General features: G+C 54.0%; 10 protein-coding genes and 3 pseudogenes. 9 read left to right on the plus strand and 4 right to left on the minus strand.

Features of this window, described 5'->3' with window-relative positions:
• The 5 genes and pseudogenes from FSY59_RS27695 to FSY59_RS15405 all read left to right on the plus strand — a co-directional run.
• Positions 1 to 482: pseudogene (locus tag FSY59_RS27695) on the plus strand (hypothetical protein); the annotation flags it as partial.
• Positions 483 to 510: 28 nt separating this feature from the next.
• Entirely contained in the window at positions 511 to 1,539 is a 1,029-nt protein-coding gene (locus tag FSY59_RS15390; RefSeq protein ID WP_255439496.1) for a hypothetical protein, read from the plus strand.
• A 91-nt stretch (positions 1,540 to 1,630) separates the two neighbouring features.
• On the plus strand, positions 1,631 to 2,359 hold the full coding sequence (locus FSY59_RS15395) for a hypothetical protein (protein WP_148729263.1): 729 nt from the start codon (positions 1,631 to 1,633) through the stop codon (positions 2,357 to 2,359).
• Between the two features lie 77 nt (positions 2,360 to 2,436).
• A complete protein-coding gene (locus FSY59_RS15400) occupies positions 2,437 to 3,471 on the plus strand; it encodes a hemagglutinin repeat-containing protein (RefSeq protein WP_148729264.1) in 1,035 nt (344 codons plus the stop codon).
• Positions 3,470 to 3,984 (plus strand): annotated as a pseudogene (locus tag FSY59_RS15405) (IS5 family transposase); the annotation flags it as partial. The gene FSY59_RS15400 and the pseudogene FSY59_RS15405, both read left to right, overlap by 2 nt.
• Positions 3,985 to 4,023: 39 nt before the next feature.
• Here the strand turns inward: FSY59_RS15405 and uraH are convergent.
• Positions 4,024 to 4,437 (minus strand): hydroxyisourate hydrolase, encoded by a 414-nt coding sequence (uraH, locus tag FSY59_RS15410; RefSeq protein WP_003055671.1) that lies wholly within the window; start codon positions 4,435 to 4,437, stop codon positions 4,024 to 4,026.
• A 54-nt stretch (positions 4,438 to 4,491) separates the two neighbouring features.
• Positions 4,492 to 4,992 carry a heme-binding protein gene (locus FSY59_RS15415; protein WP_003055670.1) on the minus strand — a complete coding sequence of 167 codons (501 nt, stop codon included), beginning with the start codon at positions 4,990 to 4,992 and terminating at the stop codon, positions 4,492 to 4,494.
• Between the two features lie 156 nt (positions 4,993 to 5,148).
• Between FSY59_RS15415 and FSY59_RS15420 the strand changes: the two genes are divergently transcribed.
• Positions 5,149 to 5,823, plus strand: coding sequence for a heavy metal response regulator transcription factor (locus FSY59_RS15420; protein WP_003055669.1), 675 nt, complete (start codon positions 5,149 to 5,151; stop codon positions 5,821 to 5,823).
• Complete coding sequence (locus tag FSY59_RS15425; RefSeq protein WP_148729265.1) at positions 5,820 to 7,187, plus strand: heavy metal sensor histidine kinase; 1,368 nt, start codon at positions 5,820 to 5,822, stop codon at positions 7,185 to 7,187. Before FSY59_RS15420 ends, FSY59_RS15425 begins: the two co-directional genes overlap by 4 nt.
• A 203-nt stretch (positions 7,188 to 7,390) precedes the next feature.
• On the opposite strand, the gene FSY59_RS15430 is transcribed toward FSY59_RS15425, so the two are convergent.
• The gene (locus FSY59_RS15430) at positions 7,391 to 8,182 is read right to left on the minus strand and encodes a MipA/OmpV family protein (protein WP_003055667.1); all 792 of its coding nucleotides are present in this window, start codon (positions 8,180 to 8,182) and stop codon (positions 7,391 to 7,393) included.
• Between the two features lie 425 nt (positions 8,183 to 8,607).
• On the opposite strand from FSY59_RS15430, the pseudogene FSY59_RS15435 reads away from it, so the two are divergent.
• Positions 8,608 to 9,738: pseudogene (locus FSY59_RS15435) on the plus strand (IS3 family transposase).
• A 141-nt stretch (positions 9,739 to 9,879) separates the two neighbouring features.
• Here the strand turns inward: FSY59_RS15435 and FSY59_RS15440 are convergent.
• The gene (locus FSY59_RS15440; RefSeq protein ID WP_003055658.1) at positions 9,880 to 10,806 is read right to left on the minus strand and encodes a LysR family transcriptional regulator; all 927 of its coding nucleotides are present in this window, start codon (positions 10,804 to 10,806) and stop codon (positions 9,880 to 9,882) included.
• A gap of 153 nt (positions 10,807 to 10,959) precedes the next feature.
• On the opposite strand from FSY59_RS15440, the gene FSY59_RS15445 reads away from it, so the two are divergent.
• Positions 10,960 to 12,171 carry an MFS transporter gene (locus tag FSY59_RS15445; protein ID WP_148729266.1) on the plus strand — a complete coding sequence of 404 codons (1,212 nt, stop codon included), beginning with the start codon at positions 10,960 to 10,962 and terminating at the stop codon, positions 12,169 to 12,171.
• Positions 12,172 to 12,493: the final 322 nt, after the last annotated feature.

Consider the following 12,493-nt stretch of genomic DNA (forward strand, 5'->3'; position numbering starts at 1 on the left):
GCAAGGTCAACAGCCACTACCAAAGCGTCACCGAGCAAAGCGGCATACAAGCCGGCGACGGCGGCTTCCAGGTCAGCGTCAAGGGCGACACCGATCTCAAGGGCGGTGTCATCGCCAGCACCCAAGCAGCTGTAGACCAGGACAAGAACCGCTTCAGCACCGGAGGCACGCTCACCACCAGCGACCTGCACAACAGCGCCCATTACGAAGGCCAGGCGATTGGCGTCAACGTCAACACCGGCCAGCAAGGCGGCAAGCATGTTGTCAACGGTGTGGGGGCCGGCGTAGGCCAGGACAGCGGCAGCGCCCAAAGCACCACCACGGCAGGCATCTCCGGCATCGCCGGCGACCAGAGCGTGCGCACGGGCGATGCCACGGGCATCGAGCGGATATTTGATCAGAACAAGGTGCAGCGCGAGATCGATGCGCAGGTGGCGATCACGGCGGAGTTTGGCAAGCAGGCCAGCAAGGCGGTGGGGTGATTACGCCAACGAACAGTTCGCCAAAGCTGTGGCAGCAACAGATGAAGAGGGAGCCCGTTGCTGGGGGCCCGACGGAGCCTGCCGTGCAGGCGGGCATGCCCTGGTGGGCGGCTTGGGTGGCGGTGTGGCTGGGGCTGCGGGCGCAGGCCTGTCTAGCGTCATGGCGCCACAAGTACAGCAGGCCTTGGTCAACAGCGGCATAGCGCCCAACGCGGCGCAGGCTATTACGCAGCTCACGGTCATTGGCTCGGGCGCTGCCATGGGGGGGGCTTTGGGTGCTGCAGGTGCGGCCAATGAGGTCAACAACAACTTTGTGTTTGCTGTTCCAGTCATTGTGGAAGGCGTGATTGCCGGTGGAGCACTTGCTGCCCGGGCCTGCTTGAGTTCGCCAGCTTGCGTGAGAGCATTGCAACTGGGCGGGGCTGCGCTCGTTGCCAAGGTTGCGGCGATATTGACGCCGGACGAAATAGCGACAATACCTGGTTTTGCTGCCGGAGACAGGCCTCAACCAATCGCAATTTTGGTTAATCCCCTGCCAGATCCTTCAAAAATTAAAAATAAATATGGAGCTCCACCTCTAAATAGTCCAGATGAATTAAAAAAATGGTTGAATAATATTCTCGAAGGATATCCTTCGGATCAAGCAGAAAAATGGGCTAAGGACTTGGTTAGAACTTTGCCAATTAGTGAGCAGGTTACTTATGGTGATCTAATAGTTTCATCAGTAAAAAATAATTCAAGTTCTCCCGCAAATAATGCTTCAAAAGTTAATCCAAAAAATTTATCAGATATTTGGAGTAAAAATCCTACAGATAGAGGAAATGCAATTGAATCATATTTATCTACCACGGATTATAAGGAATGGTTTAATATAGGTCAATTAAATGATGGTAAATTTCCACTTGTTGATTTTCAAAAAGACAATGTTTTAGTTAGTCTAAAAACCGTAGATACATCAGGGTCTACCTGGATGGATAGGATGCAAGCCCATATATATGATTTAGGAAGTAATGGGCAACCGTTAATGGAATTCCTGCAAAAATGGTGCTTGATATAAGGGTAGAGCCGGGCGGAATAAAAGCTGCACAATCCTTAATAGCATATGGTCGACAAAACGGTGTAACAGTTATTATTCGCGAGTTCAAGTAATGAAAAAATGTCAAAAACTAGAGTTAATTTTTTTAAACAAGCCTGCTGATGATTTATTTTTTATAAAAAAAATAAAGACAACCTTAGTGGAGATTTATGGAAATTTTGATTTTTCTATTAAGCAAAAAAAAGATAATATAGAAACATACATTTCAGAAGTTGAAAAAGAGGGGAAGTGGAAATATGAATTTTTAGCTGCGGATCTTAGTTTTAAATTCGGATTTGTAAGAGCATTTAATCATTCATTCATTTGTATAAATGAAAAGAAGCCAGGTGCATTAAAAAATTGGAGGAAATGGGTTCAGAATTTTCTAATTGTTGACGGGTTTGTACAAGCTTGGGTGATAGATTCTGATTATGATTTTTGGCAAAATGCAGAACATATTGCAGAATATGAATCTAGAGGTAGAGATTATGGCAATATTCCATTAATTTCGAATAATCTTCCTCCTCCGTTAAATGAGATTTTTATTGATATTTCAAAAAACCCGGGCAGGCGTATTTTGAAAGATGGATATGTTGAAGCAGTTGGTGATAAAATGTGGTTCAGCGACATTTTCTGGGAATTAATTGGAGGTCGTAGAGTTAAAGAAATGTCTTCTGCCGGTTGGCAGATTGAAGAAATTGAAAAGAAATTTTGTTTTGCGTCAGTAAAGGATGAAACGTTTTCTGAGTCATCCGATATCTCACATCAAAACAAACTACGAAATTCTATATTTGGCAATTAGTTGCGTTATTCTGGGCCATTCTTTCACTTTAGTGGCGACACGTAATAGCCCAAGGGGCGGGGGCGGACAGCTCCATTCTGGTTCGCGGCTCGGATATCACTGCCGGCCAGGACGCCACCTTGGCCGCAGAAGGCGATATCCGTTTGCAGGCGGCACAGAATACGGCAAGCCTCAGCGGCAACAGCAGCTCCAGCTCCGGCAGCATCGGCGTGAGCGTGGGGCAGCAAACCGGCATTACCGTCAGTGCCAGCAAAGGCCGTGGAAATCAGGCCGGTGACGATCTCACCCACACCAACACCCATATAGCCGCAGGCAACAGCGTCACTCTCCAGTCCGGTGGTGACACCACGCTCAAGGGGGCCGTGGTCAGCGGCAAACAGGTGGTGGCCGAAGTGGGTGGCAATCTCAATATCGAAAGCCTGCAGGACAGCAGCCGCTTTGAAGGCAAGCAGCAAAGCAGTGGTGGCTCCATCACGCTCAGCCCGGCAGGCGTGCCCATTGGCGGCGGATTGAATGCCGGCCAGAGCAAGGTCAACAGCAACTACCAAAGCGTCACCGAGCAAAGCGGCATACAAGCCGGCGACGGCGGCTTCCAGGCCAGCGTCAAGGGCGACACCGATCTCAAGGGCGGTGTCATCGCCAGCACCCAAGCCGCTGTAGACCAGGACAAGAACCGCTTCAGCACCGGAGGCACGCTCACCACCAGCGACCTGCACAACAGCGTCCATTACGAAGGCCAGGCGATTGGCGTCAACGTCAACACCGGCCAGCAAGGCGGCAAGCATGTCGTCAACGGGGTGGGGGCCGGCGTAGGCCAGGACAGCGGCAGCGCCCAAAGCACCACCACGGCAGGCATCTCCGGCATCGCCGGCGACCAGAGCGTGCGCACGGGCGATGCCACGGGCATCGAGCGGATATTTGATCAGAACAAGGTGCAGCGCGAGATCGATGCACAAGTGGCGATCACGGCGGAGTTTGGGAAGCAGGCCAGCAAGGCGGTGGGGGACTATGCAAGCCGGAAGTACAACGAACTCAAGGACTCGGACCCCGTAGAAGCGGCGAAGTGGAGCGAGGGCGGAGCCTACCGTGTTGCCATGCATGCTTTGACATGACCAGATCGACTGGAGCCGGGCCAGCATTGATGGCTCCTCGGTGCCAAGCCCCCGGGGGGCCAGGAAACGGGCCCCAACCCCACGGACAGAGGCAAGCTCGGCTCCAAGCGACACATCGTTGTAGATGCCAGAGGCATTCCCCTAGTGATCTTGGTCAGCGGCGCAAACCGGCACGACTCCAAGATGTTCGAGAGGTGCGTGGACGCGATTCCTGCGATTGCAGGCTTGGGAGGGCGCCCTCGCAAAAGACCATCGAAGCTGCACGCCGACAAGGGCTATGACTACAAGCGTTGCCATGCGCACCTGAGGCAACGCGGCATCGCCAGCCGCATTGCCAGGCGAGGCGTTGAGAGTAGCGAGCGACTGGGCAAGCATCGCTGGGTGGTGGAGCGGACGCATGGATGGTTTGCAGGCTTTGGCAAGCTGCGAATCCGCTTTGAAAGGCGGCTGGATATCCACGAAGCGCTGCTGAAACTGGCAGCAGCGATCATCTGTGCGCGCTTCGTGGATCGTGGTGTTAGCCACTCTAAGTGCAGGAAGTCAGCGCTTGGATCAGTTACCTCGGTAGCTAGAGAAACCGTAAGGGCTTAGCAGCAGGGGGATGTGGTAATGGGGTACCGAGCCGTCGGCGTTGAAGATCACAGGGATTTCTGGAAAGAACGTTGAGGTCTTGTGTTTGTTGAACCATTCCTCTGTCTGGAAGGTCACGCGGTAGCTGCCTTTTTCCATGATGGATTCCGAAGGGTAGAGCGCGGGAATGCGTCCTTGGGCATTGGTGACGCCTTCACTGATTTGCACCCAGTTGTTATCAATCTTTTTTTCCAGCTTCACGTTCACACCAGCCGACGGCAGGCCGTCTTGTAGGTTCAGAACATGAACACTCAAAGGATTCGAGGCAGCCAGGGCGGAGGTGGCGATGGCGGCATTCAACAGCATGCCGGCGATAAGCAGTTTGGTTTTTTGCATGAAAGCTCCTAGGGGTTAGGTCAATGGATCAGAGAAAGAAACTAGTAAGTGCATTCACTTGGAGGTTCCGAGCACTTTGTCGATGGCTTGCAAGGCGCAGCCTTCGTCTATGACGGAGCCACCTGCTCCGCCTACACCGATGGCTCCGATGACCTCGTCGCCAACTTTGACGGGCACTCCACCGCCAATAAGCAGAAGACTGTCAATCGTGTTCAGATTGCTGGACTCGGGGTTCTTACGCGCGTTTTCCGCAAAAATGCGTGACAGCGTCTTGGTTGAAAGCGCGGTGAATGCCTTCTTGACAGCGGCGTCGGTGTTATGTGGGCCGACACTGTCGTCGCGTTGCAAGGAAAGCAGATGGCCGCCACGGTCGATCACCGCGGCAACGGCAGAGCGGCCTTGTGAGTGGCATGCAGACATCGTTGCGTCTACCAAAGCATTTGCCAAATTGAGAGACATATTGCTTTGATGCAGTGGCGCGGGCTGAGCGGCAAAGGCATGGACTGAAGCCATGAAAAGAAAAGCGGAAACTGGTTTAATAGAAGGCAAGAGCATTTTTCTCATCCTGTATTCGAGTTGTTTGGCGAATAGATTGAATTTTGTCTGTTTCTCTTAACACCAAGATTGCACGCTCATTACATTTTTTTAATGTTGCTGCAGATATTTAAAGCTATGATTTAAAAATGCTAAAGCTAAGAATATAATTAATCCATGCGTATATTAATCATTGAAGACGAAATAAAGTCTGCGGAGTACCTCAAGAAGGGACTCACGAGCTCAGGCTATCAAGTCGAGGTTTCCAACGATGGAGTCGATGGTCTATTTGTCGCTCAGTCCAGTGAATTTGATTTGCTGATCCTCGATGTCATGCTTCCAGGTATTGATGGCTGGAGTTTTATCCGACGTTTTCGTGAGCGAAGTCAGGTTCCTGTGCTTTTTTTGACCGCGCGAGATTCTGTGGAGGATCGCGTCAAAGGGCTTGAGCTAGGTGCCGATGACTATCTGATCAAACCTTTTTCCTACGCAGAGCTTTTGGCCCGAGTGCGTACTCTATTACGCAGAACTCCTATGCGTCAGCAAGATATATTCCAGCTGGCCGACCTGGAGGTAGATATGCTCAAACGCCGGGCTATACGTGGCGGCCAGCGCATTGACCTGACGAACAAGGAGTTCGCACTGCTGCAGTTGCTGCTGCAGCACAAAGGGGAGGTCATGTCGCGCAGTCAGATCGCCTCTCAGGTATGGGACATGAACTTCGACAGCGACACGAATGTTGTGGATGTGGCCATCCGTCGCCTGCGGGCGAAGATCGATGATGGTTTTGCCGTCAAGCTCATCCAGACTGTGCGTGGCATGGGTTACCGTATTGAGGGCCCGCTGCCGTGATACACCCCAGATATGCCAGTCTTCGGTTACGCCTTGCTTTGCTGTTTGCCTTGGCAAGTGCCGTTTTGTTCGCCTTGATGGGGTTTTATGTTTTCAACGCCCTGCAAAGGGAGGTTGCCTACCGCGATGACATCGCTTTGCTTGGGAGGATTGAACGCATTGAGGATATTATAAAAGATAATAAAAACATTGATTATTTAAAAAATCAGCCTAAGCTTTATTCTAATATGCTTGGCAATAGAGACAATGCTTTGTGGATTATTGGTGAATCAGGTGATTTATTAATTGAAGTTAATCCAGAAAATTTACCGACTCCTGTCATCGGAGAATTAGAACCAACTTCTCTGTTCACAACCACGGGGGGCAACCCCGCTCGCATGGCCTGGAGTCGGGTGAGTAACGGAGATTCAAACGTCTTTATCATCGCGAGCAAATTACTGGCTGAACGAGAGCAGATGATGGCGGCTTATCGCTGGAATCTGGGCGCGGCGTGGCTGGTAGGCGTGCTTCTGGCGTTCGCTGTTGGCTGGGAGGTGGTGCGCCGTGGACTTCTGCCCTTGCACCGATTGAGTCAGCAAGCTGCAGCGGTAAGCCCTCAGCATCTGGGACTGCGTCTGGATGCACAAAAGCAACCGCAAGAGCTGCAAGCCTTGACGGTGGCATTGAACTCCATGCTGGCACGTCTGGAGGAAGGTTATTCAAAGCTTTCTCAATTTTCAGAAGACTTGGCCCATGAGATGCGTACGCCGCTTAACAATCTCATGATTCAGAATCAACTAGCATTGAGCGAGTCCAGAACCTTTGACGAGTATGAGCAGCTACTGGATTCCCAGCAAGAGGAATACGAGCGTTTGGCGCGGATGATCGACAACATGCTCTTTCTTGCTAGGGCAGAAAAGCAAGACTCGACGTTGCATCTGGAGTCCGTGGACTTGGAAAAATTATCGCAACAGCTCGCGGGGTACTTTGAAGGAATGGCCCAAGAGCGGGGAATGCGCATTGAGACAATAGCACATGGCCACCTGCTCGCTGACAACGGCTTGATCCGCCGTGCATTGGCTAATCTGTTGGCGAACGCGATTCGCTATGGTGAAGAAAGTACAGTCATCACCCTTAGTTGCAATACCCAGGCTGCGCAGTGGCTAGATATTGAGGTTCTTAATCAAGGGGTACCCATAGGAGAAGAACACCTCCCCCGCATATTTGACCGCTTCTACCGCTGCGATGCTTCCCGTTCACATCCCGATGATTCAGGCGGGCTGGGCCTCGCGATTGTCCGTTCTATTATGCATATGCATGGTGGAGAAGTGATTATTAACAACTCTAGCGCTGGCACCCAATTTACCCTTCGCTTTCCTAGATAGATTTAGTGTCCGTCTATTCAGGCAGTGCGTATTAGAATGATTGGTGAAACCAATTAAGCAGGCGCGGCGTTGACATAAAAATCAAGCCAGCACTTGCATAATGCCAATAAATCACGATGCTTTCTATGACGCAAGATTTTCTTGGGTAGAAATAGAGAGTAGACAATCGTTAAAGACGGATTTCGGATTTAATATCTACCTAGCTAGAAGTTGTAGCCCAAGGCAATTACTGAGGACAGGCTTCCCTTTTGACGCACGATTGGGCTGTTGCGTGCGTCGCCAATCAACTCCGAATACACCAGTGAGCCGACCAAGCTCCACTTGGGATTCATGCGATAGATGACGGAGGTGCCAAGCCGTACATCTCTTAGTCCGGGTCCTGGAGCAAACTCTGCATAACCGCTATTTACTGCCTGCTCTTTAGTGATACCGAAGTAGTCTTGGGCATAACGATTGTTGCTCCATGTTGTGGCGACTGTAGCTGAGAACTGTAGAGATGGACTGATGCGAGTGTTCCAGCCGGCGCCCAGGTCCAGGAGCAGACCATTTCGGTTGTTCCCACTGCCATAGCGGACTGCTGAATTGAGCGTCAAGTTGCTTGTGAGATTGGCGTTGAAGAATGCACCAATTTCTGGGCGAGGATCAATGTCGCCCAGTCCCCGCAGTGCTGCACTGCGCCGCTCTTTGCGTCCGAAGTCCGCTGTAATCCGCGCTCCGTAAGACATCTCAGAACTGCGTGAAGCGTTGTAGCCAACACCGCTCATGACTCCGGCAAAAAAGCCATTACTCCACTGGTACTCAATGCTTGGTAGAACCCGGATTCTGGATTCGTCGGATCCCTGGTATCTATGGCCTCCAATTACTGCCAGGCCGGCGACACCACCTTCTGAGGCATTGGGTGGCATGGTCCGACGATAGAAATCCGACTGGGCATGCACTGTTGCACTGGCTGCCACTAGTGCTGTCATCGTCACTGCTGATGCGAGGGGGTTCATGGTCAATGCCCTTTTTGATGGGGGTCGATCTGGCAAGGGTCAAGGGCCTCACGCGTTCACGTTAGGGCCAACTAGGGTTGATCCGACAAATTACGAACTACTGCATCTGGCCGTCGAACTAGGCCTAGACCTAGTTCATGAAGCATTCTTACAAATTGACAAGACTGATCAGTTCAAATTATGACTGATTAGTATTTGTAAGCATATCTTGTCGTTTTTCCAAAGCATTGAATAACCTTTGAGGTCTTCGGCTATTGCTGCTCTTGATAGCTTTTGAGCGTTCTTGAGTTGTTTCCTCGCTGCCAGAGGTTGCCTCAGATGACCTTCATGGCTGCACCATTCAAGCGTTGAGCCTTAACAAGCTCTAATCGGATACGGAGAGAGCGCTTGGGTTGGAGCGACGTCCCCCCGGATTTGAGTAGCGTATGACTCTGGAGTCCAATCCCGAAGACAGGAGATTGGACGTGAAAAAGAGATTTACAGAAGAACAGATCATTGGCTTCCTGCGAGAAGCGGAGTCTGGACTGCCAGTGGCAGAGCTGTGCCGCCGGCACGGTTTCTCTGAGGCCAGCTACTACCTCTGGCGTAACAAGTTCGGCGGCGTGAGCGTCTCGGACGCAAAACGGCTCAAGGAGCTAGAGCGTTGAAAATGCACGTCTCAAGCGGCTGCTGGCCGAGTCCATGCTGGAGAACGAGGTGACGAAAGAAGCCTTGAGAAAAAAGTGGTGAGCGCACCTGCACGGCGCGAGTTGGTGCGCCACATGATGGACTGTGGACTCAGCGAACGCCGCTCACTGTTCGTCATCGGCATGAGCGCCAGCGCCTACCGTTACAAGCCTGCTGAATACCGAAACGGTGCCTTGAAGGACAAGATCATCGCTCTGGCGCAACGCCATCGCCGTTACGGCGCCGGCATGATCTATCTCAAGCTCAGGCAAGCTGGCGAGATCGTCAACCACAAACGGGTGGAGCGCCTGTATGCCGAGGCTGGTTTGCAAGTAAGGAAACGCAAGCGCGAGAGGATCCCGCAGGCCGATCGCCACCCGCTACAGCGTCCGATGACAGCCAACCAAGTGTGGTCGATGGACTTTGTCTTTGACCGCACGGCCGAAGGACGCAGCATCAAGAGCCTGACGGTAGTCGATGATGGGACCCACGTGGCGGTAGCCATCGTAGCCGAGCGAGCAATGGGTGGAAACCAGTTGGTGCGCGTCCTGGATCAACTCGCCATCACAAGGGGGCTACCCAAGGCGATCCGAACTGACAACGGCAAGGAGTTCTGCGGTCGAGCCATGCTGAACTGGGCCCACGCCAGGGGTGTTCAGCTGTTCCTCATCGAGCCTGGCAAGCCCAACCAGAACGCCTACATCGAATCGTTCAACGGCCGCTTCAGAGAGGAATGCCTAAACGAGCATTGGTTCACCAGCTTGGCACATGCCCGTGTGATCGTTGAGGCTTGGCGCCGGGAATACAACAAGGAGCGGCCGAAGAAGGCCCTCGGCGGACTGACGCCGGCAGCTTATGCCCAAAGGCTGATGCACAACTCGTTAAATTAATCCCCGGACACCAAAGCCCAGTGCTACTGAAAACGGGGGGGACGTCGCGTGGAAATTAACACTCTCCCCCCAGAGCAGCCGATCAATCTGGTTTTCTCTAAAAGCGATTTGTGCTGGTGCTTTTGGGCACCGAGGACTGGCTCATGATGACGTTGTGCTTGTCACAGTTTTTGTGAGTTGCATCTGCAGGAAGTCCAGAAATACCTGCACCTTTTTGGAATACCTGCGGTTCGGAAGGTAAGCAGCATAGACGCACACGCTATGCTCCTGTGGATTGATTTCATAGTCTTCAAAAAGCCGCCGCAGCCGTCCTACGCGCACGTCTTCCCGGATCAGCCACTCCGCAAGCAGCGAAATGCCGCCACCATCCAGCACGGCCTCGCGCAGGATGTCAGAGTTGTTTACGGCGAGACGTCCCTGTACCTCCACATGCTGTAGCTGTCCGTCGCGGTGACGGAACGACCAACGCTGCGGGCCGGGCTGGTAGCTGAATCGCATGCACTCGTGCTTCGACAATTCTTCGGGTATCAGGGGCGTGCCATGCCGCTGCAGGTACGCATGGCTTGCCACCACATAGCGCCGGTGCTCTGCCAGATTGCGCACGATCAGCTGGGGCTGCAAGGCCGGCGTGCCGATGCGAACCGCGACATCGATCCGCTCCGAGACCAGGTCAACATAGGCGTCGGACAGCACCAGGTCCAGTGAAACGCGCGGATTCTCCCGCAGAAAGCTCGCGATATGCGGTGCCAGGCAAAGACGCGCAAAGGTCGCGGGAAGCGAGACCCTGAGAGGACCGACCGCCTCCGTCCCGGTGTCCGACACACTGCCGTCGGCCTCCTCCAGATCTGACAGCACTCTGGAGACCTGCTCCAGGTAGGCCGCTCCTGCGTCTGTGAGCGTTACCCGACGCGTCGTTCGAGTCAGCAGTGCGGTGCCAAGCGACTCCTCCAGGCCATCTATCAGACGCGTGACGGAGGATGTGGCGACCCCCAGCCGCCGCGCTGCTTTGGAGAAGCCGCCCGATTCGGCCACGTCCAGAAAGGCGCGCAGGGCATGCAATTTGTCCATTTCTATCTTTGCGTAATTTGCAATGGTTGGTTGCAATGATTATGTATTCATTTATTTGGATGCAAATATTAATCTTCCTCCTGTCGTGTTCGAGCAAGCCCAGCAACCAGTCACCGCATTGCTCACCGCCCAACACTTTTCAGGACTACCACCATGACCTCCCTGCACACCACTGCCGGCCAGAACTTCGCGCCGTCCTCGCCCTCGGGGCTTCCACTTTCCTTGATCTTCATGCTGGCCAGCGGTGCCGGCCTGTCGGTCGCTTCGCTGTACTACAGCCAGCCCATGCTGGGCGTGCTGGGCTCGGACATCGGTGCCTCGGCCCAGTCGGTCGGGCTGTTGCCCACGCTGACACAGCTGGGCTATGCCCTGGGCATCCTCTTTCTGGCGCCGCTGGGCGACCGGAATGACCGCAGAAAGATCATTCTGACCAAGGCCGTCATCCTGTTTGCTGCCTTGCTGCTCGCGGCACTGTCACCTTCGCTAATGACTCTGCTGCTCGCCAGCATGGTGATCGGTCTGTCAGCAACGATGGCGCAGGACATCGTTCCGGCAGCCGCAACGCTGGCACCGCCTTCGCACCGCGGCAAGATCGTGGGCACGGTGATGACCGGCCTGCTGCTAGGCATCTTGCTGTCACGGGTGGTCAGCGGCTTCGTCGCAGAGCACTGGAGCTGGCGGGTCATGTTCGGTGGCGCGGCCTTGAGCATTGCGTTGGTGGGCTTGGCCGCATGGCGCCAGCTGCCGCGCTTCCAGCCCACCACGCACCTTTCCTACTTCGCGCTGTTGCAATCACTTGGCGGGCTGTGGACGCAACATGCGGCGCTGCGCCGGGCCACCTGGGCTCAGGGTCTGTTGTCCATCGGTTTCAGCGCCTTTTGGTCCACCCTGGCAGTCATGCTGCATGGTGAGCCGTTCCATCTGGGAGCAGCGGCAGCAGGCGCTTTCGGATTGGCCGGAGCCGCCGGAGCCCTGGCTGCGCCTGTCGCCGGACGTATCGCCGACCGCTACGGCTCGCCGCTCGTCACCCGCCTGGGTACAGGCTTGGTCGCGGTGTCTTTTGCAGCCATGGCACTGGCACCGCTCATGGCGCCCGACGCCCAGTTGTGTCTGCTGGTCTTGAGCGCCATCGGTTTCGACTTGGGCATCCAGGCCTCGCTGATCGCCCATCAAACCATCATCTACGGCATCGATGCCAGCGCTCGCAGCCGGCTCAACGCAGTCCTGTTCACCGGCATGTTCATCGGCATGGCAATCGGGTCAGCACTGGCCGCCTGGCTGTTCGCACAGTTCGGCTGGATGGCGGTGACTGTGCTGGCAACGGCCACGGCTCTGGCAGCGCTTGCACTTCGTCTGAGACCCTAAAGCGCTTGATGGACAGGAAAAACTACTAGGCCCTATCTTAGAACTACTGAATGCGCCCAGGTTTGTCTATGACGGCGGCAGAGCAACATTGCTTGCGCTAGATGGTCGAAAGCCGCGAGCCTTCAAGGCTGTGAGTAGTCGCTTGTCAGTTGGTGTGGCAGTGACGGGGTTGGGAATCACTTCTAGGCAGGCTAATGCCTAAACCCTTTCCATGAATTGCTGATATCCACCATCATCTGTGCGCGCTTCGAGGGTCATGCTCGCGCAGACGTACCAGCATGGCTTGGTGCAAACTGTACGGTCCCAGGAAGTCATGGTGCAT

This window comes from Comamonas sp. Z3 (assembly GCF_008121565.1).
Lineage (GTDB): Bacteria > Pseudomonadota > Gammaproteobacteria > Burkholderiales > Burkholderiaceae_C > Comamonas > Comamonas brasiliensis.